Origin of the sequence: Sinorhizobium fredii USDA 257 (assembly GCF_000265205.3) — a bacterium.
Lineage (GTDB): Bacteria > Pseudomonadota > Alphaproteobacteria > Rhizobiales > Rhizobiaceae > Sinorhizobium > Sinorhizobium fredii_B.
In genome coordinates this window covers 51,585-75,925 of the sequence record NT_187151.1, presented here as the reverse complement: position 1 = coordinate 75,925, position 24,341 = coordinate 51,585, and the positions used below count along the sequence as shown (strand labels likewise).

18 protein-coding genes and 2 pseudogenes are annotated in these 24,341 nt (G+C 57.8%); 6 read left to right on the top strand and 14 right to left on the bottom strand.

The genetic code is table 11. The annotated features are described in order from the left end of the window. The first annotated feature begins 782 nt into the window (after nucleotides 1-782). From USDA257_RS34965 to shc, 5 genes are read left to right on the top strand one after another with little or no spacing between them, the layout of a single operon-like run. Complete coding sequence (locus USDA257_RS34965) at nucleotides 783-1,307, top strand: nuclear transport factor 2 family protein (RefSeq protein ID WP_015633390.1); 525 nt, start codon at nucleotides 783-785, stop codon at nucleotides 1,305-1,307. Next, nucleotides 1,304-2,182 carry a squalene synthase HpnC gene (hpnC, locus tag USDA257_RS31660; protein ID WP_034859281.1) on the top strand — a complete coding sequence of 293 codons (879 nt, stop codon included), beginning with the start codon at nucleotides 1,304-1,306 and terminating at the stop codon, nucleotides 2,180-2,182. Before USDA257_RS34965 ends, hpnC begins: the two co-directional genes overlap by 4 nt. Next, nucleotides 2,179-3,015, top strand: a complete 837-nt coding sequence (gene hpnD, locus USDA257_RS31655) for a presqualene diphosphate synthase HpnD (protein WP_014857590.1) — start codon at nucleotides 2,179-2,181, stop codon at nucleotides 3,013-3,015. The genes hpnC and hpnD overlap by 4 nt, the downstream gene beginning before the upstream one ends. Next, nucleotides 3,015-4,322: a hydroxysqualene dehydroxylase HpnE gene (hpnE, locus tag USDA257_RS31650; protein ID WP_014857589.1), complete on the top strand. Its 1,308-nt coding sequence runs from the start codon at nucleotides 3,015-3,017 to the stop codon at nucleotides 4,320-4,322. The genes hpnD and hpnE overlap by 1 nt, the downstream gene beginning before the upstream one ends. A 43-nt stretch (nucleotides 4,323-4,365) precedes the next feature. After that, nucleotides 4,366-6,258 (top strand): squalene--hopene cyclase, encoded by a 1,893-nt coding sequence (gene shc, locus USDA257_RS31645; RefSeq protein WP_048655409.1) that lies wholly within the window; start codon nucleotides 4,366-4,368, stop codon nucleotides 6,256-6,258. Nucleotides 6,259-6,524: 266 nt separating this feature from the next. On the opposite strand, the pseudogene USDA257_RS36430 reads toward shc, so the two are convergent. From USDA257_RS36430 to USDA257_RS34935, 5 genes and pseudogenes are all read right to left on the bottom strand, one after another. Beyond that, a pseudogene (locus USDA257_RS36430) lies at nucleotides 6,525-6,696 on the bottom strand (1-aminocyclopropane-1-carboxylate deaminase); the annotation flags it as partial. Nucleotides 6,697-6,702: 6 nt separating this feature from the next. Further along, a complete protein-coding gene (locus USDA257_RS34960) occupies nucleotides 6,703-6,951 on the bottom strand; it encodes a helix-turn-helix domain-containing protein (protein ID WP_078070602.1) in 249 nt (82 codons plus the stop codon). A gap of 308 nt (nucleotides 6,952-7,259) precedes the next feature. Then, nucleotides 7,260-8,279 carry a LysR family transcriptional regulator gene (locus USDA257_RS31640; RefSeq protein WP_014857586.1) on the bottom strand — a complete coding sequence of 340 codons (1,020 nt, stop codon included), beginning with the start codon at nucleotides 8,277-8,279 and terminating at the stop codon, nucleotides 7,260-7,262. Between the two features lie 1,241 nt (nucleotides 8,280-9,520). Continuing rightward, complete coding sequence (locus USDA257_RS34940; protein ID WP_014857582.1) at nucleotides 9,521-10,069, bottom strand: DUF4158 domain-containing protein; 549 nt, start codon at nucleotides 10,067-10,069, stop codon at nucleotides 9,521-9,523. A 277-nt stretch (nucleotides 10,070-10,346) separates the two neighbouring features. After that, entirely contained in the window at nucleotides 10,347-10,964 is a 618-nt protein-coding gene (locus tag USDA257_RS34935) for a YopT-type cysteine protease domain-containing protein (protein WP_014857581.1), read from the bottom strand. A gap of 548 nt (nucleotides 10,965-11,512) precedes the next feature. Here USDA257_RS34935 and USDA257_RS38170 point away from each other — a divergent pair. Then, nucleotides 11,513-11,688, top strand: a pseudogene (locus tag USDA257_RS38170) (integrase); the annotation flags it as partial. A 25-nt stretch (nucleotides 11,689-11,713) separates the two neighbouring features. Here the strand turns inward: USDA257_RS38170 and USDA257_RS31625 are convergent. The 9 genes from USDA257_RS31625 to sctT all read right to left on the bottom strand — a co-directional run bounded on the left by USDA257_RS31625 (nucleotide 11,714) and on the right by sctT (nucleotide 24,334). Next, nucleotides 11,714-11,929: a hypothetical protein gene (locus USDA257_RS31625; RefSeq protein WP_014857579.1), complete on the bottom strand. Its 216-nt coding sequence runs from the start codon at nucleotides 11,927-11,929 to the stop codon at nucleotides 11,714-11,716. 406 nt (nucleotides 11,930-12,335) lie between these two features. After that, nucleotides 12,336-13,415: an IS630 family transposase gene (locus USDA257_RS31620; protein ID WP_037446536.1), complete on the bottom strand. Its 1,080-nt coding sequence runs from the start codon at nucleotides 13,413-13,415 to the stop codon at nucleotides 12,336-12,338. A 664-nt stretch (nucleotides 13,416-14,079) separates the two neighbouring features. Continuing rightward, entirely contained in the window at nucleotides 14,080-14,742 is a 663-nt protein-coding gene (locus USDA257_RS31610) for a hypothetical protein (RefSeq protein WP_223843488.1), read from the bottom strand. A 1,004-nt stretch (nucleotides 14,743-15,746) separates the two neighbouring features. Continuing rightward, entirely contained in the window at nucleotides 15,747-16,295 is a 549-nt protein-coding gene (locus USDA257_RS31600) for a tetratricopeptide repeat protein (protein ID WP_015633401.1), read from the bottom strand. A gap of 16 nt (nucleotides 16,296-16,311) precedes the next feature. After that, nucleotides 16,312-18,405 carry a type III secretion system export apparatus subunit SctV gene (gene sctV / locus USDA257_RS31595; protein WP_014857573.1) on the bottom strand — a complete coding sequence of 698 codons (2,094 nt, stop codon included), beginning with the start codon at nucleotides 18,403-18,405 and terminating at the stop codon, nucleotides 16,312-16,314. A gap of 188 nt (nucleotides 18,406-18,593) precedes the next feature. Further along, on the bottom strand, nucleotides 18,594-19,484 hold the full coding sequence (locus USDA257_RS31590; protein ID WP_014857572.1) for a SctD/MshK family protein: 891 nt from the start codon (nucleotides 19,482-19,484) through the stop codon (nucleotides 18,594-18,596). A 1,389-nt stretch (nucleotides 19,485-20,873) separates the two neighbouring features. Further along, complete coding sequence (nopP, locus tag USDA257_RS31580; RefSeq protein WP_014857569.1) at nucleotides 20,874-21,686, bottom strand: effector protein NopP; 813 nt, start codon at nucleotides 21,684-21,686, stop codon at nucleotides 20,874-20,876. A 795-nt stretch (nucleotides 21,687-22,481) separates the two neighbouring features. Next, a complete protein-coding gene (locus USDA257_RS31575; RefSeq protein WP_014857567.1) occupies nucleotides 22,482-23,519 on the bottom strand; it encodes an EscU/YscU/HrcU family type III secretion system export apparatus switch protein in 1,038 nt (345 codons plus the stop codon). Beyond that, on the bottom strand, nucleotides 23,516-24,334 hold the full coding sequence (gene sctT, locus USDA257_RS31570) for a type III secretion system export apparatus subunit SctT (protein ID WP_014857566.1): 819 nt from the start codon (nucleotides 24,332-24,334) through the stop codon (nucleotides 23,516-23,518). Before sctT ends, USDA257_RS31575 begins: the two co-directional genes overlap by 4 nt. Between the last annotated feature and the right edge of the window lie 7 nt (nucleotides 24,335-24,341).

Sequence of the window (24,341 nt, the reverse complement as noted above, 5' to 3'; positions counted from 1 at the left end):
GTGCCGGTCTTCGCCGTGAAATTGACCGGAGCAGCGATGACCTACACTGTCTGCCAGTGGCGCACCGGTCTCGCGCGATACCGCACTCGAAAAAACGCTCATCCATTCCTTCACGATCGCAGCCTCGTTCTGTCTTAAACATCACTGATAACTCCTCAAATTGAGAACCGCGACGTTCTGACTGCAGAACCGCCTGTGGCTGAATCATACTCGGCTGTGAATCGACCGTATAGATTTATGTCATTGAAAAAATGGATTTCAATAAAGCGAGACTATGTGAAACTCTGGTGAAAATACATCTGATTTAGCTCTTCCGGTGGACCGCTTTTCCGCTCGGATCACGGTTGTATTTGTATCCAGCAGCAACACTTGCGTGGGCCGGTGCCGTCCCTGAAAAGGGCGTCGCGCGCGCAACTGAGAGGGCGAGTTCGAGCTTTGCCAATAGTCGCGGTTTCTTACAAAAAACACGGCCACGACCCGTCCAGTGACCCATACGCGAGTTTCTCCACGCTGCGTGGGGCTCCGCGACTTTCGTTGAAGGTGCACCGATCGCTTTTAGAAGCGGCATCGAGTGATCACCGTGGACATCACCTGCAATGACTGAACGAACGAAACGCGGCGCTTATGCTCGCACAGCAATCGCTGTGTGCCGCCTTGTGCCTCACTATGTTTGGGGGTCGAGTCGGGCGATATCACCTCAGGCTTACCTCGAATCAACAGCTGGAAAATACCGGATCCTGACGGACCGATGGTAGCAAAGGTCTTGAGAAAGGAGCATTTCAATGAGCGCGCGCAGGACGGTCGAAGAGTGGATTCGACGATTCAATAAGGGTGATGCGATCGCTTTGGCTGAGCTGTACCACGAAAATGCAATGTGCCTCTGGCCGATGCAGCGCCCCGTGATAGGACGCGCGGCAATCCAAAAGATTTTTCGACCAAATCGCGCTATTGCGGAGAGGATATGCGCTCCGGAGTTCATCTACGAAGAAGATGACCGCGTAATAATTGAGTGGTGGGATAGGTTTGCATGGCAGGGATGTGGTGTATTCATAATGCGCGGTAGTCGAATCGCCTTTAGCTACTGGGATATAGTCTCATCCGACGCTTTCAGCAAAGAATTCGGCAGGACGAATCAGTATACTCGAAAAACAGATTCGCATCGGATAATTCTCGGGGATAAAAACGCGCGCCGGTCGATAACGTCTTTGGCCGCCGCCGTACCTTCGTGGATTGTACGTTTTATTCGGGGGCCCGACTGCATTTCAGCAGCATCCAACGCCCGCAAAACCGACGATGGTGCTAAATGACGAGCGGCAGCGGCCCCGGGTCGGACGCAATGCACCGCGAGAAAAATTTCCCCGTTGCGTCGTGGATTATCCATCCGCGGCACCGAGCGCTGATTCTTGCCTTCTACCGATTCGTCCGCATGGCCGATGACATTGCCGATCACGCCACGCTCGCGGCAGACGAGAAGCTTCTGTACCTCGACATCCTGGAGGCCGAGCTGCTCGGCAAGGGCGAAACGCGAGCAGAAGCTGTACACCTACGCACTGCGCTTGACCGGCGCGGCATGCCGCCGCGTCATGCACTCGATCTGCTCACCGCCTTCCGAACGGACGTGACTAAGCAGCGTTACGAGAACTGGGACGAGGTGATCGATTACTGCCAATACTCGGCGATGCCGGTCGGCCGATTTGTGCTCGACGTCCACGGCGAAAGTGCCGCGACTTGGCCGGCATCGGATGTGTTGTGCGCGGGACTGCAGGTCTGTAACCACCTGCAGGATTGCGGCAAGGATTTCCGCAATCTCAATCGCGTCTATATTCCGCGCGATGCGCTTTTAGCCAGCGGCGCCTCCATCGAAGAGCTGGGCGCCGCAAAATCCTCGTTGCAGATGCTACAATGCCTGCGCTCTCTCGCAGCGAAGGCCGAGGTGCTGCTCAACGGGGGCGGAGCGCTGGTGTCGCAGGTGAAGGACTTTCGCCTCGGGTTCGAGGTCTCCGTCATACTGTCTTTTGCCGATAAGATCGTGTCGATGCTGAAGATGCGCGATCCTCTAAGGGAGCGCGTGCATCTGTCGCCGCTTGAGCTGCTGCTCCATGGCGCCGGCGCAATGGCAAACGAAGCCGCGCGCCGTGCGTTCGGCCGCGGTACGCGATTCAAGACGACTGTCGACGTATGAGGGCGGAGGCGGCGGCCCACGCGAACCACCGCTCTACGGCCCTTGGCAGCTCGTTCTATCTGGGAATGCGTACCCTCCCGCCGGTGCAGCGCGAGGCGATATTCCAGATCTACAGCTTCTGCCGCCAGGTCGACGACATCACCGACTCCGACGAACCGCGCGAGCACCGCCTTGCTGCGCTTCAGCAATGGCGCGATCACATTGACGCGCTCTACCAAGGTGTACCGCCGCCGCGGCTAAAGGACTATCTCGCCTCGGTAACGACCTTCGGGCTGAAGCGAGAGGATTTCCTAGCCGTTGTCGACGGCATGGAAATGGACGTGCTACAAGACATCCGCGCGCCCAAAATGGCAACCCTGGATCTCTATTGCGACCGTGTCGCCAGCGCCGTGGGAAGGATGTCGGTGCGTGTGTTCGGCTTGAGCGAGGAGGATGGCATTGCACTTGCGCATCACCTCGGTCGTGCGCTGCAACTCACCAACATCCTGCGCGACATCGACGAGGATGCTGGGCTGGGTCGGCTCTATATACCACGCGAAAGCCTCGATCACGCCGGTATCACCAGCAGCGACCCACATAAAGTCATCGCCGACAAGGCGCTGCCCAAGGCGTGCGCACCGCTGGCCCAACGCGCGATGATGCATTTTGCCGAATCCGACGAGATCATGAATTGCAACCCGCGCAGAATAGTACGCGCCCCCACCATCATGTCCAAATGTTACCGCGCGATCTTGGACCTGCTGCTGATAAGGGGTTTTGCGGCTCCCCGGGAACCGGTGCGTGTAACCAATCTCACAAAGCTCGCCATTCTCTTCCGTTACGCCTTGATGTGATGCCAAAAAATGTTCACATTATCGGCGCCGGGATCTCCGGCCTTTCCGCGGCCGTGCAGTTGAGCAATGCAGGTTTGCCGGTGCATGTCTATGAAGCGACGCAACAGGCCGGCGGTCGATGCCGCTCCTTTTTCGATTCCGCAACCAATCTCACCATCGACAACGGCAACCATCTGGTTCTATCGGGCAACCAATATGTGCGCAACTACGCCCGTGCGATCGGAACGGAATCCGGTCTTGTCGGTCCGACGAGTGCCAAGTTTCCCTTCGTCGACATCTCCACCGTACAGCGCTGGCAGGTCGATCTCGGCGGCGGCAGGCTTCCGACCTGGGTGTTCGACAAGGCGCGTCGCGTCCCCGACACCAGGCTGTGGGACTACCTGAAGCTCGCGCCAATCCTATGGGCCGGCGCGGATGAACTGGTCGGAAACACTATACCCTGCAATGGTACGCTGTACCGGCGTCTGGTGCGGCCGCTGCTGCTCGCCGCCCTGAATTGCGATCCGCCGGAGGGCTCGGCAGGGCTTGCCGGTGCCATCGTACGGGAAACGCTGCTCGCGGGCGGCGAGGCTTGCCGTCCGCTAGTCGCGCGCGACGGACTGAGCGCCGTTCTGGTCGAGCCGGCGGTCAAGCTCCTGGAGAGGCGGGGCGCCACCGTCCGCCTCAGCCATAAACTGCGCAAGCTTGCCAAATCGGGCGAGATCATCAGCGAACTTGATTTCGGTGACGACAAGATAGCGGTCGGCCCCGACGACGCCGTGATCCTCGCCGTGCCGCCACGGGCGGCCGCGACGCTCCTGCCCGGCCTGAAAACCCCGACCGAATTCCGCGCCGTCGTTAATGCCCATTTTCGCTTCGATCCGCCAGCCGGTGCGGATCCGATCCTGGGTGTGGTCGGCGGGCTCGTGGAGTGGCTGTTCGCCTATCCGCAGCGGTTTTCAGTCACCATTAGCAATGGCGACCGCCTGCTTGACATTCCGCGTGAGGAGCTCGTGCGAGCGATCTGGCGCGACGTGTGCGAGGCCGGTGGGATCTCAGGCGAGCTGCCGCCGTGGCAGATCGTGTGTGAGCGCCGGGCCACATTCGAGGCCACCCCGGAGCAGAACGCGCTACGTCCAGGGCCCGTGACCGGTTGCAAAAACCTGTTCCTTGCTGGCGACTGGACCGCTACCGGTTTGCCGGCAACCATCGAGGGATCGGTGCGGTCGGGTAACCGTGCCGCCGATCTGGCTCTTTCAGACAAACACTCGATTGGTAAATCCACACGGTTTTGCACGCTGCCGAACACGCAGGAAGTCAGTGAATAAGCATTCCGGAAATCGCACTGCCATCGATCCCGCCGCGCTGGAAATGAGCATCGCCTCAGCCACTGAGGCGCTGCTCGCTTATCGTCATGCCGACGGCCACTGGGTGTTCGAGCTGGAAGCGGATTCCACCATCCCTTCCGAATACATCCTGCTACGTCATTACCTGGCCGAGCCCATTGACGTCGTGCTCGAAGCCAAAATCGGAAATTATCTGCGCCGCACTCAAGGCGCGCACGGCGGCTGGCCGCTGGTGCATGACGGGCCCTTCGATATGAGCGCAAGCGTGAAGTCTTACTTCGCGCTCAAGATGATCGGGGATTCCGTCGACGCGGCTCATATGGTGAAGGCGCGCGAGGCGATCCGCGCGCGCGGCGGCGCCGCCAACAGCAATGTACTCACGCGCTTCCTGCTCGCGCTCTATGGCGTAGTTAGCTGGCGCGCGGTGCCGGTTCTGCCAATCGAGATCGTGCTACTGCCAATCTGGTCGCCGTTCCACCTCTACAAGATCTCCTACTGGGCGCGCACCACTATTGTGCCGCTGATGGTTCTTGCAGTGCTGAAGCCGCGTGCGAAGAATCCTAAGGGCGTCGGCATCGAAGAACTGTTCCTTCAGGATACCAAGAGCGTAGGCATGAACCCGAAGGCGCCGCACCAGAGCTGGGGCTGGTTCTTGCTGTTCCGCGGCATCGACGGCATCCTGCGGGTTATTGAGCCGCATCTTCCGAAGAAACTTCGTGAGCGCGCGATCGCGAGTGCGCTCGCCTTCACTGAAGAGCGGCTCAACGGTGAAGATGGCATGGGCGCGATCTATCCGTCGATGGCCAATATCGTGATGATGTATGACGCGCTCGGTAAAGACGATCATTTTCCGCCGCGCGCGATAGCACGTCGCGCTATTGACAAGCTCTTGGTGATCGGCGAGGAAGAGGCCTATTGCCAGCCCTGCCTGTCGCCGGTCTGGGACACCGCGCTGACGTGCCACGCACTTCAGGAGGTGGGCGGCGCTAACGCCCTAGCGAAAGCGAAGCAGGGCCTAGACTGGCTGAAGCCGCGGCAGGTACTGGACGTGAAGGGCGACTGGGCAGTGAAGGCGCCCAACATCAGGCCCGGCGGCTGGCCGTTTCAATACAATAACGCGCACTATCCCGATCTCGATGACACTGCAGTGGTGGTCATGGCCATGGACCGCGCGCAGCGGCACGCCGGCAGCAAGGAATACGCCACCGCGATCGCACGTGGCCGGGAATGGATCGAAGGCATGCAAAGCCGGGATGGCGGCTGGGCCGCCTTCGACGTCAACAATCTCGAATACTACCTGAATAACCTCCCATTCGCGGACCATGGCGCGCTGCTCGACCCGCCGACCGAAGACGTTACCGCGCGGTGCGTCTCGATGTTGGCCCAGGTCGGCGAATTCACCCAAAGCAGCAAGGCAGTCGCCGAGGGGATTGCATATTTGCGCCGCACCCAACACGCGGAAGGATCATGGTACGGCCGCTGGGGCCTGAACTACATCTACGGTACCTGGTCGGTGTTGTGCGCGCTGAATGCCGCAGGGATCGATCACCAGGACCCCATGATAAGGAAGGCGGTGGAATGGCTAGTATCCATCCAGAGTTGGGACGGCGGTTGGGGCGAGGATGCAATCAGCTACCGACTCGACTATAGCGGATATGAGCAGGCGCCTTCCACGTCCTCCCAAACGGCGTGGGCCTTGCTTGGACTGATGGCGGCCGGCGAGGTGGAGCATCCGGCCGTCGCACGCGGGGTGAACTACCTAAAAAACGCACAAACCGAGAACGGTCTGTGGGATGAGCAGCGCTACACCGCCACGGGTTTTCCGCGCGTGTTTTATTTGCGATATCACGGCTACTCCAAGTTCTTTCCGCTCTGGGCATTAGCACGGTACCGGAACTTGAGGAGCACGAACGTTTGATGAGAAGAGTTTGGCCGTTGGGAGAACTCGTGAGGGTGAATGTCGACTCGATTGCATTAAAGTTTTCACCTGCGCCCATTTGCCTGACTTTATGGAGGTGACGAAGCTCTTTGTTGTTGACGAAGAAGTTCCAGGCCTGACTGATTTATCGATGATTTCGCCGCCGACGCAGATGGTGAAGTCGTTCTCGCACAGATACCCAGATGTTCTCGGCTGGATTGATGTGCATAGGAATGCAGAAGCGCCGGGTCGTGTATCACGGCCGATGGCACCCAACTCTCCTGAACCAGGAGGCATTTCATGCCGGTCTTCGCTGCAACCGCAGCGACCCTCCGCGTGTGGTTCGACTGCACACCAGCTATTGAAATGAGGGTGTCGGCATAGGTGGCAATCGCGTCGGGGACTATACTCGAGCTTGCAGAGCTTGTTTCCACTAAATGTTGTTCATGAATGCTTCAATGCGAAGGTGGTGGCTGGCACTCGAAGGGCAGCGACTACACGCCTGAGCCGTTCAGGGTCGACATCAGCACCTAATTCGATCCTTGAAATCTCGGCGCATGTCAGACCGCATGTTAATGCGAGGTCGTCGACGCTATATCCGACCGCTTCGCGAGATCGCCGAACCGCATCACCTATATCGACGTGGTCCCTACGGGCGTCGTTTGGGCCCACGTTGTGGATTAAATTTTTCATGAGATGGACTCCTTCTATCGTGCGCAGCGAGCGCGCGTTCCCGCTTGAAGGGAACCTGTGACCATAATGGTGGATCAGGCAAGCCTACCATTGTTGCAGTGCAATATAGGTCAAATGTTGACGATGCAAAGTGGCACTTAGCAGAGTGGCGCCAGCGTCCACGGCGAGTGCGATGACATGGCAGCGAGAACCCCGAGATGAACTGATGCCTTGAGGAAGCTAAAGCGTCAAACACCCGGCGCTTGATGGGATCAATCGCACGCGGTGTCGGGCTGTCCTTCGCTGCACCCTTCCGTTCAGCGGTGAGTTCAACTATCGTTCTGCCGCCTCGCCATTTGGTCTTGTGACACGTCTAGCCGGCCCATCCGCGCTGCGGCGGCGATTTCGCGACGCAGCACGCGATGCTCCAAGTCATGATGGCAGCGCTGGTGCCAGATCAACGCGACTTCGTATGGCTTCAGCTCCACGGGTGGATCTACAATAGCGAGCGGCAGCATAGTCGCCACCCGAGTTGCAACTCGGTTCGGTATCATCAGCACTAGGTCAGTCATCGCCACTACAACTGCCGCAGTCAGCACGTTGGAGACCACTATCGGACCGGGTAGTCCGAACCTGACCAGCCCATCATAGACTTGACCCAGGCCCTCGTTGGAATCCGAGGCAATAGAGGCGTGACGCAGCGCCGCGAAGGTTCCGACGCTCCACTCCTGCTCTAATGCAGGGTGGTCGTGGCGAAGCAGGCAAGTGAAGCGGTCCGCATAGAGACCGCGCCGCAAGTAGCCTGGAGGAGCGGCACCGATCTGCCCGATCGCAAAGTCAATCTCACCTTGCTCGAGACGCCGTAGAGCGCCGTCCAAAAGTGGCTCGGTGGCGATGTCAACATGAGGCACACGCTCACCTAAACGCGGCAATAGATATGGCAGCAGAACTAGCGATTGGTGATCGGGCATTGCCATAGTTACCTTCGACCGCAAATCCCTTAAGCCGGAACTGCAGCTCACCAGTTCGCGGATAGCATTCAATACCGACGGCAGCATTTGCGCCAAGTGTTCGGCCTGCGGTGTTGGGACTAGGCCACTCGAGCCGCGTACCAAGAGATCGTCATTGAACATGTCACGCAGCCTTGATAGGGCTCTACTCATTGCCGGTTGGCTCCTACCGACATGTTGAGCAGCATGCGTGATGTTTCGATACTGCAACAAGGCCTCGAGCTCCACTAGCAGGTTTAGGTCGACCGACGCCAGATTCGGTATACGCCGTTGACGTGCAGCGTCACTGCCATCGACGATCAGGGCCGTACGCGGATTCTTCCAAGCGGGCTGATCCATGGATGTATTCTCCTCGTAAGTGGTGTTTGTGGGCCACAAGATGGCGCCCGCGATAAACTGAGCTTCAACGGAGCCGATGAGATGCCTTACCTGACGATGCAGTGTCTCGAGAAGTGTCTTCCGAACTCAAGCCGGAGCAGGTCTCCTCAAAAAACGCTTGGCGGGTTCGGCGTTGCGCTGCCGTTGTAAAGCAAAGAACAGCTATGTTGCCCCGCTCGTCGCCGAAGCGGCCAATGGATCGACCGAGCTTTGCTTTCAAAAAAGTGCCTCATGAATCTGCCAGTTGCGCCAATTCAGCACCCTCGGCGGCGGCGCCTGTCGATTTCCGTCGCACCGAGCTAAACCAAGCGAGGGCTTGTGATGTACTGGAGAGCACGCACGTGCGGGTGAGCACCCGAGATTGCGCTGCCTGCGGCTATAGCTGGGGTGCCGTTGCACAAGCCGAGAATTCAGATCGCCGCGAATGTGACCCCACTTGAATTCGCTCATGAGCCTGCCTCAATGCATCCGCGGACGGATTGCCAATCATATCTGCGTGGCCGGTGTCTGACTGTCCACTCTGCCTCCAACCTGTACGAGTTTCTTAATCGAATTTCGCGAGAATGGAAAAATCGAGCTTTTGCATAGCTATCATCCATACCGTGGATGAACATGTAACATGCTCAATCAGTCGGGCTTGGGCATAAGGTGTTCGTCTATAGCCCCCGTCGCGAGTCGAACGTGAACGCCTGGAAGGAAGCCTCCCGCGAGCTTACGAACGTGTGCTTGTTGCTGGTCGCTATCACCAAAGGCGATACCTCCCCTTCTCCACCATTCCCTCAAGACCGGGCTTGATCTGCAGCAGCCGGTGTCAGCGACTTTCCGGTCTATAGTCCCGATCGCATCTTCATCGGCGTCATTGGCAGCCTGCAGGGGCCAAAAAATCGCGGCGAGGAACAGTCACAGCGCCTTAGATGTTTCTATGCGAGCGTTCATATGGCGCTGCATTTTGCGGTTGCTGACCTGCGAGAGCAGGCGGCCGATTGGCTTGATGAGCATCGTCACCGCGTCATCAGTGAGCTTCTGGCGGAGTTTGATGCCTGCGTTATGATTGTCGCGTACCGACGGCTGGCGTTGAAGTCACCAGCGAGCCAGGCTGAGTGGCGTCACCCTCGCGGATGTCCCGCCCCCCAGACCGGATGCGGGGCCTGCAAGCGAGGATCGATCTCGAGCGCGTAAGCGTCAGCTCCGATCAGAGCTGCCTACCACGACGCCGGGCAATGGCGCGGGCCGCGCCGACCCATGCGTTCGATCACGGTCGCCATTGGCAGCAGGGCCCGGCGTACCCGGTACGTAGCACTGATTGTTTTTGCGATCGTTGACCCTGGTCTGTCGTTGAAGCTGTCTCGATGGCTGCCCGCAGCGTAGCGCGCTGTCCATGTCGGTTGGGCTTCGACTTTCAAATAGCGCAGCAGGTGTGCGATGTGATCGCGGCGAGTTTCCTCACGGCGAGGGTAAAAGGCAATAGCCTGTGATCTGCGTCGATATATGTTCGGAAGGAGTGCCCGGCCGGGATAGCCCACCAGGCACAGTTGCACCGCAAAACCAAGCTGGTTGCGCCTGCGAAGCTTGATTTCCAGCCGATCAGCCGGCGACAGGGAATAATGGCGGATCAAGCTGTCTTCATCGGCTGGAATGTCGAAAAGTCCTGTTGCGCAAGTCAGATGGAGAACCTTGCATGACCGCGAATGTGGGCGCGAGGAATGTCGGAACCGATTGTCCTGCCAGTTGGATTGCGGCGGCATCAGCATCGAACCGCCGAGGCCAATGCGCTGGATACCTCCATGTACCTCTACCGATCCAGTGTCGGGCGAAATCGGCTCGGCGGAGTTCTCCTCCGATAAGCTGAGCTGCAGATGGCCAACTGCTGCTCAAACCCACCTGGTCCACCGGCGCGTCGTCCGATTCCTGCCTCGCACGCAGCAGCTGTTGCTGCTCAGCGTACCAAAGATCCCACCTCTTCAGCACAAGCATCGACGAGGATTTACGTGGACTTCAGTGAACACTACGCCGCGCAGGACGCCCGACTCATGTCACCTTTTGGGTGGTCACCGTTGTAAAATGCTGCCGGTTTGGATTGCTGTAGCGATTGGCTAGGCTTCGGAACAAATCATCAATCTGATCTGATTGCACAGTAAATTCGCCGAAATTAGGATCGAAGAGCGTGGTGTTTCCATCCATTGCCGAGGTCGCAACGGTGTGTGCGCCGCCCTCAGCGAAATACAAGCTGAGCAAATGGTTGGATCCGTCGGCTGTAATCTTGGTCAGCATGCGCGAGAAGTTAGGCTCGCCGACTTTGTATACTTTCTCCTTTCCGGATGGAGCAAGGCCTGCTTTCTGCAACATAGTGTTTTGCGCCGCGAAGTCGGCCTCAGAAGGTCCTGCTCCTTGTCTTCGTAGGTGAACCTTCAGATTCTCGTACTCCTTCTGCCGAACAGCGGCTGAGGCGTGCCTTTGCGATCCGGGTACTAGGGCCTCCATTCGGATTGACGGATGACTGTTGAGGTTACGCAGCCACTCAGCAGTCAAACCCACGCAGATTCCATCTGCGTTCGCCTGGGCCAATTCGGCCGTTCTGTATCGGAATAGGGAGGTGCTCGGTCTCGCAGGAGAGGAGGTACTGGGATTGTTCGGATCACGCAGCACCCCATCTTATCGGGGCACTCCGCACTTGGTGATTTCGTCCGGAGTTCAACATTCGCAAGCGTCTCCCTGAAACCATCGCTGTTCGCTGGATGAATCGGATCGTCAACTTGCGTAGAGCTTGTGAATGAACCACTGATGGGACTGTGCATGGCGTTCGTTTCCCTTCGCACGGTTATTGCCAATATGGGGCCGCTTAGACCGCGCTTCGCACGATGCTTCGTTAAGCTGACGGCGAACTTACGGTCCGTTACTCACCTCGCGAGGTGCATCGGTTTCTTTAAGCTTCAGCTATGCCGGCAACGGTGTTGGCTGCCTCAAAAATGGCCCACGCTTGGCGATAGCCGACCCGCTGTAGAAGCTCAATTCTTGGCGATCTCCTGGTGCCGCGCTCCTGACCGAGGATGATGTTGAAACCCTGAGCGGGGATCGGGGAGCGCCCCGAAACAGCTTTCAAGATAAGGAATGGCGGTTTCTGCTCCACGAACTGCCTATCTCAAGAATCCCCCGGCCCTCCAAATGCAACCAAAATAGTCAAATGCGATTTCCTCCTCCCCTGCCCCGGGCCGGAAGCCCTGCTCCTGATATTCGTGCCCAGGGGTCCGGTTAAGCGCAAGGAGGACCCGAGCCACGGCATGCCGGCGGTGGCGAGGCCGGATTACGGGCCGAGCGCCTGCTGAGGGCCGACGGCCCGCACGCACCAGGCACGGTGCAACGGCGGCTGACCTACCGTAGTCCGCCGCGCACATTCACTATCCCCCGGCGACAGGTTTTCTATTGTAGTGCGGCGGCACGGGCCGATGCTCTCGCAGGTCAACCACCACAAAAAGCAGCGCCATATAAACGCCCGCATAGAAACATCCAAGGCGCTGCGACTGTTCCGCCACACGATTTTGGCGCTCCAGGCTGCCAATGATGCCGATGAAGATGCGATCGAAAGTCGGCTGGATTCGGCTGCTGCAGATCAAGCCCAGTCTCGAGGCGATTGTGGAGAAAGGGAACTTATCGGTGATGGCGACCGAGCAACATGCATACGTCCGTAAGTTCGCTGGAGTCTTTCTTCAGGCATTCAAGTCCACTCGCGCCGGCGGCACCATCCGCTGCTTGCGACGATCGCGACTGATGTGCTCCGAACTGAGCAGCGAGACGTGCTTGAGCAGTTCGTCGGGAGAAGGATCGACCGGTGCCCTACTCCCCTTCGCCAATTGGGCCTATTTGCATGGAGACGACACGGCGCTCAGGCATGGAAGTGATCAACGCACCAACGACGATAGCCAGTGCCGCAGACATCCCTGGACCTGTTAGCCGTTCCCCGAAGAACACGGCTGCGAAGAGCGCGGAAAAGCTTCCATGCGAAGATAAAGCTGGCGTAACCTAGTGGATGGAATCTAACACTTGGTGCCCCCGTTTGACGGCAGCGATGATTTTGTCGGGATCGGCGGTCCAGGTGAAGGGCTTGGGTTGTTGGTTGTGCTCTGTAAGGAAGCGGTTGATGGCGGCCTGGAGGTCAACGACCGAATGAAAGACGCCGCGCTTGAGGCGACGCTTCGACAGTTTGGCGAAGAAGCCCTCGACGGCGTTGAGCCACGAGCAGGACGTCGGCGTGAAGTGGAAGGTAAAGCGCTGATGGCGGTCGAGCCAGGCGCGCACCTTGGGATGCTTGTGGGCGGCATAGTTGTCGAGGATGACGTGGATCGCCTTGTCGGCCGGCACTTGGGCGTTGATGGCGTTGAGAAAACGGATGAACTCCTGATGCCTGTGACGCTGCATGTTCCTGCCGATGACGGTGCCGTCGAGCACGTTGAGGGCGGCAAACAACGTGGTCGTGCCATGCCGCTTGTAGTCGTGGGTCATGGTGCCGAGCCGGCCCTTCTTCAGGGGCAGGCCGGGCTGGGTGCGGTCGAGCGCCTGGATCTGGCTCTTCTCGTCGACCGACAGCACGATGGCATGGGCCGGCGGGTCGACGTAGAGGCCGACAACGTCTTTGAGCTTGGCGACGAACTGCGGGTCGTTGGAGAGCTTGAAGGCCCGCCAGCGGTGGGGCTGGAGACCGTGCGCCTTCCAGATGCGGCGCACCGCGCTGGCGCTGACGCCCACCTCGGCCGCCATCATGTCGGCAGTCCAGTGCGTCGTCTCGCCCGGCGGGTCGGCAAGCGAAAGCGCCACCACCTGCTCGCCGATCTCCGGCCCGAGCGGCGCAATGCGCGAGGGGCGCGTCTTGTCGCGCAAGAGACCCTCGAAGCCTTCCGTGGCGAAGCGCTCCTGCCAGCGCCACACGCAGGTCTTCGACTTGCCGGTCTGTCGCATGATCTCGACGGTGCCGACGCCATCGGCACTCAGCAGGATGATCTCGGCGCGCCAGACGTGCTTCTGCGGCGCATTGCGATCACTGATGAGGGCTCTCAGGCGTTGGCGATCGGTCGGCGAAACGGTGAAGGCTATTCCTGTGCGCATGCGCCACACTCGCATACGCACGGGAATCCCATACGGACTCTTATGTTAGGCGGATACCACTAGGTCGGCGACAAGAGCGAGGCTGACGCGACAATGCTTCCGGTCGTCAGGCCGTCACCAGCAATCAGGAAGCTGCCTCCAAGGAAGGCCATGATCATAGATGAGATCTGCTTTGACGCTTGGCATGACGATCGCGTGGGCAGAACCTCCATTGCATGCGAGTTGGTATTCGTTGACGAGCCATCCCCGATTGTTTTGGAAACACAACCGTCAATGACCACGGATTGAGCAACACCAAGACGCCCACCGAGCGAAGTGCTGCTGCGAAGCCCTCCGCGCGTTCGATGCAGGCACGGGGATTGTTGCGGAAACCAGCGATGTCAAGGCGCATCGGCCGGTTCCAAATCGCGAGAACGGCGTGGCCGTTTCGCGATCCCATCGGGGTCGCATCATCTGAGCGCAGGTAGCTGACGGCGGAAGACCCTCGACTGCCGGAAAGAAGGGCGGATGCCTCTCTGTAAGCCATCGACAAAGGGAAGTACCATTGCATTCAGCGCGCCCTCGACGTGGACAAAGCGTCGGTGCGGATCGATCCCGACTTGGTCCAGAACCCTGATGCAGGACGCGATATCGTCGTGCGCCCCTTTCATGGTCGTTCCACAGGTCAATGCGAGAATGACGGTGCGATGGCGATTTGCGTGAATATACCTCTGAGAGAGCATCGGGGGAGATAGAGCCGGAATGTCAAGCGAATCGAAGAACTGACCCCTCCTATTGCCTCACCCAGGAATGTTACTGAATTGGGGGCATTGAGATGGCCCGTATCTCCTCCCGCCGCGGCGGGAGGAGATACGGGCGCGCGCTTCATCCAGTCGCCATCGAGTATGATCTGCCCGGCTATTTCCATGCGCCAAGCCTTGACGGCCATTTGCACCGTCCGCAGCGCTTTCTTGGTGAAGCGTGACGGATCGGCGCTCACAAGGCGCTGGAGCACCGCGGCTGCCGAGAGCGCCGGATCTGCCTCAAGCCACGCTCGAATCTGGGGCTCGAATGGCTCCAGCATGCTCGGCCTTTTCGGGTAAGGCTTGGTCCGCCGATAGGGCCGCCGATGTGTCGGCCGTTTCTCTCCAGCCTGCCAGGCTGTCTTCAAGCTCACGGTGAATCGCTGCAGATCGATGGCGAGCGGTTCTTCGGTCCCGGCATTCAAGCCACGGCGATCGACCCGCTTTCCGAGCTCCTCCTGTGCGGCACGAATTCCGGCAAACAGCATCACCGGATCTTCCCTTTCCAACATCGCCTGCAGCCGCTCCTTATCGGCCTCGGCCACACCGGAATGGGCAACCACCCGCGCGATAGGCGGCACGGGCGGATGGTAGCGTTTGACGACGCGGGCGCCGATCCGTGTCTTCTCTCGCAGCTGAACGAAGGCTGGAACAGATTGCCGTACAGACGCACCACGTCGTAGAGACGCCCAAGGACAACCGTCGCCTCCGCGCCGACGAGCCTTCCGTAACCGACCAGCCGTCGCACGATCGCGCCGTTCTTCTGCTCGACCCAAGCCTGATCGTTCTTTCGATACGCTCGCGAACGGGTCACCTCCAATCCCTGACTTCGGCACCAGCAGACCACACGTTCGTTCATGAAGGCGCTATCGTTGTCGAAGTCCACGCCCTGCAGCGGGAATGGAAACAGCGAGCGGGCCTGATTGAGGGCAGCGATAACGAGACCGCTTTCGCGCGTGCGGACTGGCACGCACTCGGTCCAGCCCGTAGCGATATCGGTCAGCACCATCGTCTGAACGAAACTACCGGACGAAGAGTCAGAAGCTACACTATGCTGCAATATTAATGCTATCATTATTCTGTAGGGTGACACTTTTGATGCAGAATGCTGCTTAATCGCCTAGGGAACCAAATTGGCTCCATTTGATGAGCCCCCATTTACGCACTACTATTATAAAGACCCTGGCCTGCGTGTTGCACCCGTGAGCTCGGCTGGGATTTATCCTGGAGCGCAGCGAACCGATGATGATCGTCAGGACAACGGCAGTTCAGCGGTAACGCGACCCTGAGATAGGCGGATGGGGGCAAGGTCAATAACCGGACCGACAAAACGCTGTACGCCGCGCGCCGGCCGCGCCCTCGGTGTCGAGCGCCACGGACACAGCGCCAATTCAAACCAGAGCCGCTGTCAGAAAATAGGATTAGCCGCTCAGTTCCGTCCCTTTAGTGTCGTGTTCAGCGCTCAATTGCTATAGGGCCTGCCTCGTCCCCAGGCACGCACGACGTGCCTGCGTCTGCTTCTCAAAGGTGAATGGTCATCACAGCAACGTTATCGCGATTGTGGCAAAGTACTCTGTTCGGACTTCCCTTCAAACGCAAGAGACAGATTGAGGTTATGGTGCAACATCTGATTCTCTGGGTTCGTTTCGAGAGCTTGCCGGTACAGCTCTTGTGCCGCGTCATGCCGCCCCTCAATGTCCAAGATGACTGCCTTCGCATTCAATGCACGCAAATTGTCTGGGGTCACGACCAAGACGTTGTCTAAAACCTGAAGCGCCTCATGCGGGCGTTTCTGCGCCACCAATGCTTTTGTAAGACGGATTGCCGCATCGACATTGCCTGGATGCTGCTTCAGATCATCCCGCAAAGCCCGCTCTTGAGCATCCTCACCGACGGCGCGCAAAATGCGTTGGCGCGTAGCCGCATTGATTTGGTTGGCGCCGAGCAATTGTGGGGCTGACGTCTCCTTCACTGAAAGAACGGGGTTATCCCACCTAGCACAACCGCCGAGAGGCAGAACGGAGAGTACTGCGAAGAGAACTAAGTTCAAACGAAATGAAAGCAACGGCGCGGCGACTCTATTCTCATGTGAATTCATGTTTGGTTCTCACCTATCATCCAGTAGTGGCAGAAGGGCGGAAACTGCGAGGTTCCCCTGACGTTCCATTACTGGGCGGGAGCCTGATGGATCCGGCGGGTTGAATTTTAAAATCGGAGGCGAGGTCCTGATAAGACAGTACGGCAAGCTCGATACCGTTTCGGGTAAGAAAACCGCGGACGAAGCGTCGGACATCCATTGAAGTTAAGACGATCGGGCGCGTCTGGCCCGGTGCCGTGCTCGAAAAGACCTGCCGCATTTGTGACAGCAGCGCCTCGCTTTGCCGATCCTCTAGTGCGAGGTAGGGGCCTGCAGCCGTTTCCCGAACCGCGCAGCGCACCACATCCTCAGTCTCACGTTCCATGACGAAGGCAGGTAGGACACCGTGTCTGCCATAGCGGTGACAGATCTGCCGCTTCATTCCAGAACGAACGTGTTCCGTGAGCAGGGCGACGTTTTGCTCACGTTCGCTCCATTCGGCCAATGCCTCCAAGACGAGCCGGGTATTTCGGATTGGTATACCTTCGCCCAAGAGGCGGCGCAGCACATCTGCAATCCGGGGGATCGGCGTGGTACGCAGCACCTCCTTCACCAGATCAGAGTATTCCTGCTCCATCCGGCCCAGTAGTTGGCGGGTCTCTTGGATACCCACCAAGCGCGGCGCATGGCAAGTCAACGTCGCATGGACACGCATCGCAAGGAGTTCGCTGGGACTATGATGCCGGATACCGGCGGCTTTGAGCGCCGGCTCGTGGCTTTGTTCAACCCAAATTCTGTGGGTTTCAGGATCATGCCGAAAAGGGATGCCGCTTGACTCAATCTTCTTCAGATCGTCTGCGAGGGAAAGCTGCGCCGGATTAATCAAATCCTGTTCGACGGGCACGCCTTCGACATCTATCCTGAATTGCGACTCGGGCAGCTGCTGGTCGACATCGACTGGGATCGGAGGAACGATAATGCCGAGATCGGCCGAGACTAGTTGGGAAATACGCGCAATGTGCTGCCGCAATTCGACCTGGTCGATCGCATTCGTAAGGCTCGGCGCGAGGAAGACGCCAATGGGATTTGGCTGCGCAGCCACGTTTCGCGTTTGAGACTCCGCCGGAGTTACAGTTGTAGCATCGACTTTGTCGGCATCTAGGACGTCACCTTTGACGAAGCTTGCCGCCGCGAAGACTGCGGCCAACATAAAAAAGACAGGCAGAGGGAAACCAGGAACGAAGCCCATGGCCACCAGGACGCAGGCCGTCAACCGCAATGCTCGTGTACTGGCGGTGAGTTGATTGGCTATGTCCTCACCGAGGTTGAGTTTCGAAGCCCCAGTTACACGAGTAACCATGGTTGCCGCTGTAATTGAGAGCAGCAGGGCGGGAATCTGCGAGATTAACGCATCACCTATCGTCAGCAGAGTGTAGTGATGCAGCACCTGGGCGAACGACATGCCCTTCGAGAGCAGGCCGATGGAAATTCCGCCCAGCATGTTGATGCAGATAACCACTAGCCCGGCGATGGAATCACCCTTCACAAACTTCATCGCGCCGTCCATCGCCCCATAAAGTTTGCTTTCTTTTTCTAATGCGGCGCGCCGCCTGCGGGATTCGTCGGCATCGATGTGACCGTTCCGCAACTCTGCGTCGATCGCCATTTGCTTGCCTGGCAAAGCATCGAGGGTGAAGCGCGCCGCCACTTCTGCCACGCGTTCGGCGCCTTTCGCGAGAACCATGAACTGCACCATGGTCACTACCAGAAATATAACGAAACCCACGACAATATTGCCTGAGATCACAAAACTGCCGAACGTGTGGATGATGCTGCCTGCCTCGCCCTCGGCCAGGATTAGTCGCGTCGTCGCGACGGTGAGCGCCAGACGGAATACCGTGGAAATCAAAATGACGCCGGGCAAAGAGGAAAAATCAAGTGGCGTGCTGACATACAGGGCCGCCATCAGCAGCAGTACAGCCAAACCCATGTTGAAGCCTATCAGCGCATCGACCGCCACGACCGGTATTGGCATGACCATCATACTGACGGCCAGAAGCAGCATCAACGCGACCATCAAGTCCGGGTTGGCCGGCGCATACTCGGTGAATTTACGCAGGGCGTTGGCCATGAGGTCCCTTCACGATCGTTTCTGAACACTCTGCTGCTACACAGGTGCAACGTAGCTCCAAGACCGCAGGCGCGTCGTCCGTGAGGCCGACCCCTGCAGCGGATGGCTGCGCATAAGATTCAAAGGCAAGTGCGAAGTTGACCGGTCATCAAGTCTGTCCAAGATCGTCAGCCCTGCGCTGGAATACTTTAATACGGGAGAGCAGCAAGGCGGCCATTTCGGCTTAGCATTACGCGACCGTCCTCGATCCGTTCGACCATCCAACCATCGTCCAAAAGAGCGCCGACGAAATATTTCTCTCCTTTGATGACAAGATACGGAAGCGACCCACGCCAGACAGCTTCGACTGCGATTGCGGATGGCGCCTTCTCATCGTCGATAATCACTCCATTCAACAGCGCTAGAGCGCCCCTCGTGCGATGATCGAACCACTGCTGCACTTTATGCCAACTGATGGCCGAAGCAGACGTGACCGTGCCCTCGACTGTCACAACACCCTCAGCGGCGCTGATCTTAATGTTGGACAGACCGGCTCTGTCGACTTCCTGTTGGAGGGCTTTAGCGGCTGTGAATGCAGTCTCATCATCAGTGCGATTATCAGGCAGCTTGGGTTCCCGGGCATCACCAGATAAATCGGCGTTCGATACAACAGCGTTGTCGTAGTAAGAGAAAATGGCCGAGAGCACGCCGATCCCGAGAGAACCGAGCAACACCAAGGCGAGCACAGATATCGAGAGGCGTGGTTTACCGATCGAACCAGATGACGCTGCATCCTGCACTGACCAGAGAATGGACATCGCGCCTGCATGAATGACGACAGGAAGGGGCGCGACAACCCGCTCGCCTGCGGCAATATTCCCGTTTCCCTCTATGCTGAGACCGGCAGCAAGCGCCTCGACCTCAAGTGTTTTGCCCAGAAGAGTGACGCGAAAATGATGCGGCGCGAGGCCCTGCTCGACGAAGACTATGTCGGCGTCGAGGCCGCTACCGATCAAGCTGGTTTCTAGAGCCGTCGTACCAGTCAGTTCACAATAGAGCCCTGAGATAACTTTGAATTGAAGCGAAATGGCGTCGTTCACTGACGATATCCAGACAAAAGAGAAGCCGCACGGCGAGTGGCATGCGGCTCATCTCGGCTCCACTTCGTGCCAATTGTGCTACGCAGTGCCTAGAGCCCCATCCGCATCACTGTACGCGTTCATCCGCCGCCTTCTTGGTTGTCTGGAGCTCGGTCGTAACAGTGCGCAGTAGCATACTCCTAGCCGTAGCCTCTGCGCTCACCGCTGCCAGTTCTGCGATTTGGGCCTGGAAGGCCGCAGCCCCAGCACCTTTGGCCGCTACGTTCTGGCCAGCCGCGGCGCCAGCTCCAACTGCACTCGTGACAGTACCTATTTTAGACATGTCATTTCCCTTTCTGTTACAATTGTGCCGTCACTAACGGCACGCACCTCCTGACGGGGGCCACCCAGCGTCAGGCATCCTCTTCAGTTTCTGCCATAGCTTCGTCGGCATCAGCCATGGCATCGTTCATAAGTTGCAGCGCAACCGATCGAAGAGCTAGTTCGAAGGCTTCGCTTTGAATTGCAGCCTGCGAGCGATCCCCAGAAATGGTCGGGCCATCCGTAACGCCGCTCCCGCGATCCGGCCTGTTGTGACCAGAGGGCCCGCCTGAATCGCGCGGCGGCTGTCCAGTCGAATGTCCATGCCCCCCTTTGCGGGCCAGGGAAACGCCGATGGAGCCAACTCCACTTCCAATCACTCCGACCATCAGCTACTCCTGCCTTAGCGGCGAATTGTAGATAACATCTACTTATGAGCTCCAGCTTTCGAAAAGCTGACAATTGTCAAAAAAGAAGCGCTATTGCATATAAACGTGCTGCACGATCTGGACTCCCTGGAACTCCGGCAGGCCGAGGCGGCGCTCAGTCCGATGCACTTGAGTGACATCAGCATACAACGGGCATGCCGACAGCAAGCGACAACCTGTTCGAAGAGCCGGTCGGCTCCAGGACAAAAAAACGCTAACGTGTGCAGTTGGACCAGCAGGGCGAGAAATTCGGCATTTTGCGCGAGCGTGAAGCTCTCTCAGGTTCGATGAAGCCTCGAATGCGCAAAGGCTTGCTTTACACGAAACTTCGGGCCGGCGAGACCAACTGCTTTGCGTATCGCCATTGCGGTGTCGGAGCCACCCGATGGCAAAAGAGGCCGGGCATCAAAGACGCTCCGGCCTCAATGTAAAGAACGGCCTCGAGGTGTTTTACGGGACTCGGGAGCAAAACCCCGAACGAACTACTACGATGGTCTCAAAGAAACCCTGCGTTCAAGCTCCTTTGCGCCTAAACACCGAATGGGTATCGCTCGTTAGCGCGTGGCAGTTTGTAACGCTCTTTCGTTCCCTGTCCATGACATGAGGGCCGGTCTTGGCAGATGGGGCCCGGCCGTCGCGACCAAATCTGGCGAGAATCCGGTCACATGAAGTCATCTTCGTAAGTCTCGTAAGAGCAGCTGGTTGAACACTGTGCGGTTTCAGCATCCTCAAATTTGCGGAGATAGAGCGGCGGTTTGTCTTTACGCCGCCATTCAGCGGCACTGGTCTGCGTCCATTTGTCGGGATGCTGTTTGGGGTCAAGGACCATGTCGCAATCATCCACTTCAACAAACCCCATCATCGCTGCACGGGCTTTCGCCTCTGGGTTTTCCGCGCGCCAGTTCAGCAACGGTCGTTCGCCGTCCCTCCGAAGTTGGTGCTCGAGCAGAATATCGCCTGCATTCTCAACGAGAGGATGGGCGACTTGAAGATCCACGGTGGAGGTAATCTCTTGGTGACCAGGAAATTGGTCTCTCCAACTTTTGGATTCGAACTCTTCTTCCATGCTGAACCCACCTTCCGTTCTCATCAGTCCAACACACTGGTTTCCCAACTGGTAACTGAAATATCGAGCGTTCTCAGAATCCCGACGAATGCCGTATTGCTGAGCAACGTCCGCAGTGCGTCTGGCTTTTGCGGACACGAAGTCTGAATATTCCTGTGGATTGTCGGCGATGTCAGTGATTTCTTTGCCATGAAATTTCCTGATCTCCCTCCTGAACGTCTTCAGATCAATCGGCACGACCGGAGGTTCGTGATCGAGGGTATATCTGGATGAACCGCCGTTGGAATCCGATCTGTCTAAGTGCATTCGGGCAAACGTGTCCGCGAACTCTTGGGTTTCTGCATCCGTTTGCTTGCTGGCACTCTGCGTGTAGTGGAAATCGGACGAGCTATCAATTCGACCGTACATGGCGATCTTGTACTCCTATTTTTTCGCATTGAGAGCGGCTGGCTAGGGGAAACGGGTCAAGATAGACCCGCACAACTGACGTTCAGCTGACTAGTGGGACTTTCAGCGCGGACAAAAAGCTTTCTACCGCTATTTGCCAATACTCGGGTTCACTGGCTCTGTTGCTGCTTGCGCGGACGGCCGGAGCTCGGAACCATTGAACCATTATCGGCTTGGGTGGCAGATCTGGCTGGAACGGACGTGTCGTGGAAGTTTGGGCTTAAGCCTACTGTTTGCGCCGCCGCGTTTCCAATTTGCTGAAGCGTCGACGTTATCGCTGAGGTTCGCAGCATTTGACGCCATCTGTAGAAAAAAATGAACGATCGATCTCGTGGCGACGAGCAATGTCCGCCACAGACGTGTTGCCATTCGAAGTCTACGACCCTGTTGCTTTAACCCGGGCACGCGTCATGACGCGGGAACTCTGCACGCACGGATATGGCGGGGGCGCCGGACCAGCGTCCCTGCGGCCGCCGTTACGTCCGACCCCAACACGTGCGGCACCTCTATCGATTCTCAGCCACAACTACCATTTGAAACAACGTGTCGCCACCGACGGACATGCCAAACCTGAACGACAAGCGCGAGCCACGTTTGCCGCCATTCGCAGAACCGATTGCCAGATGATCCCGCCGTGCGATGTGCTTGCGGCAGCACTGTTTCTTCCTGGGCCATCCATTGCGTCCCGACTTAAAGCCAAAGGAATCACGCCCGGAAGTCAATGTCTTCAAAGTTCTTTTCCGAATTCAGGGATGCTCAGGCCAAACCTGCGGCCAAGAGTGCTCTCGCGATGGGCTCGAAATATTGCATGGGGATGGCGGTGCCCAGTTTCGTTGTGCTCATGAGTTGGTGCGCTAGGACATGATCATCGACAATCTTGAGACGCAGATTCTGCGCCTCGCGAAACATATCTGAAGCGGCCTCGCCCTCGGCGCGGCAAACTAAGATCGGAACTCCGGTCTCACCACGAACGTAACGCAGACCGATCAGCACCGCAGTTCCTCTGTAGACTAACGTGGCGCGATGCACACCAAGCGGAGGCTCGCTAGCCATCTCGTTGCGAATGCGACGCCGTTCACCCTTCAATTCTGGCGTTCCTTGCTGTTCCTTCAACTCGCGCTTTATTTCCGTCTTCGTCATGCGCATTTCACGCAGAAATAGCGCACGCTGCAACAGCAGATCGATCAGTCCGCCGATCAGAAGTGCGCCGGCGCCAATTCCGATCAGCTGTTTCGCTCCGGTAAAGACGACGCCGAAACAGCCCATTCCGCAGACCGGCAGATACACCATCGTCTTCCATAAACCGAGAAAGAAGAGGGAAAAGGTCCCGCCGAGAACCAACACCTTGAACAGCGTTTTGCCAACCTCGACTGCCGAACGCGCCGACCCCAAGCGCTTCAGCCATTGAAAAGGATTGATTTTTTCGAAGTTGGGCTTCATTGGCTCGAGAGAGAATACAAATCCTCTATTGGCCAGTAATGCAGCCAAGATTACCGCGCCAAAAAGAGCTGAGAGCAGCGGGCCAACGGTTGCCAGGGTGAGTTCGACTAGCAGAACCAGCGCCTGCCGGACCGCGAGATTGAAAGGCAGGTTTTGCAGCTTGTCGGTTAATAGTAGCGCTTCCCTGCATTTATCTTCGATAACGCTACCTCTTAGCCATAAGTAGGCAAGCCCAGCGCAAGTGGCGGCCGCGCGGACAAAATCCGAGCTACGCGGTATTTGACCTCTTTTGCGCGCGTCGCTCAGCTTCTTAGGGGTAGCGCCGTGTGATTTCTCTTCGCTCGTATCGCTCATTTCAGCAACTTGTCGAGCCACCCAAGCGTGCCGTCCGCTTGCGTGATCTCAAGTTTAATGCCCTCGAGCAAATAGGTAGCGTAGGTAACCATGATGATCGGAAAGACGATATTCTTGATCGGCGGGGAGAGCTGGCCAGATTTGAATTGTGGCGCAAAGCGACGTAGCATCATCATTGATATATCAATCAGTCCCAAAAAGAAGACTACAGGCCCCGAGACTAATAATGTCGTGCGCATGATGTGGTCGAGGAGCCCGAATAACTCCACTGCGCCTTGGGTACTCAATGATGGCTGAAACCGATATACGGGCCAGATTGAGTAGCTACCATAGAGGGCGCTGAGCACAGCTTCCACGCCCCCCGCTGCGACGAAGATCGTAATTGCAGTGATTCCGAGAAATACTCCCATAGCGGAAGCCTGACTGCTCGTTGCTGGGTCGGCCTGAGTAGACGGGCTGGTGATGCCGCGCTGGTTGTCGATAAACTCACCCGCAGCCTGAAGGCCCCATAAAGGAATTCCGAGAAAAGTGCCAAGTAGCACGCCGACAAACACCTCCTTTAGTCCGAGCAGGGGTATCTGGATCAGACTTGTTTCCGGATCCAGCGCCTGCAATCCGTCGCTGACGTGTGCCAAGCAGGGTAGTCCGAAGGCGATAGCCAGGCAGCCGCGGATCAGCCCGCCAATTTGAGATCGTGTAAATACAGGAAGGATCAGCATTATGCCCAGCGCGCGGGCCGCTCCAAGACCGGCTGCCGCAACGAGTTCGATAGCCGCATGGAGCAAGATCTGAATCTCGGCAGGTGACAAATACATAGCGCAG

Coding starts and splice junctions, on each gene's coding strand:
- USDA257_RS31575 (WP_014857567.1), bottom strand. CDS start 23,519: ATGAGCGATACGAGCGAAGAGAAATCACACGGCGCTACCCCTAAGAAG.
- shc (WP_048655409.1), top strand. CDS start 4,366: ATGAGCATCGCCTCAGCCACTGAGGCGCTGCTCGCTTATCGTCATGCC.
- hpnD (WP_014857590.1), top strand. CDS start 2,179: ATGAGGGCGGAGGCGGCGGCCCACGCGAACCACCGCTCTACGGCCCTT.
- USDA257_RS34965 (WP_015633390.1), top strand. CDS start 783: ATGAGCGCGCGCAGGACGGTCGAAGAGTGGATTCGACGATTCAATAAG.
- nopP (WP_014857569.1), bottom strand. CDS start 21,686: ATGTACGGTCGAATTGATAGCTCGTCCGATTTCCACTACACGCAGAGT.
- USDA257_RS31600 (WP_015633401.1), bottom strand. CDS start 16,295: ATGAATTCACATGAGAATAGAGTCGCCGCGCCGTTGCTTTCATTTCGT.
- sctT (WP_014857566.1), bottom strand. CDS start 24,334: ATGTATTTGTCACCTGCCGAGATTCAGATCTTGCTCCATGCGGCTATC.
- sctV (WP_014857573.1), bottom strand. CDS start 18,405: ATGGCCAACGCCCTGCGTAAATTCACCGAGTATGCGCCGGCCAACCCG.
- USDA257_RS31620 (WP_037446536.1), bottom strand. CDS start 13,415: ATGCGCACAGGAATAGCCTTCACCGTTTCGCCGACCGATCGCCAACGC.
- USDA257_RS34940 (WP_014857582.1), bottom strand. CDS start 10,069: ATGCTGATGCCGCCGCAATCCAACTGGCAGGACAATCGGTTCCGACAT.
- hpnC (WP_034859281.1), top strand. CDS start 1,304: ATGACGAGCGGCAGCGGCCCCGGGTCGGACGCAATGCACCGCGAGAAA.
- USDA257_RS31640 (WP_014857586.1), bottom strand. CDS start 8,279: ATGGATCAGCCCGCTTGGAAGAATCCGCGTACGGCCCTGATCGTCGAT.
- hpnE (WP_014857589.1), top strand. CDS start 3,015: ATGCCAAAAAATGTTCACATTATCGGCGCCGGGATCTCCGGCCTTTCC.
- USDA257_RS34960 (WP_078070602.1), bottom strand. CDS start 6,951: ATGAAAAATTTAATCCACAACGTGGGCCCAAACGACGCCCGTAGGGAC.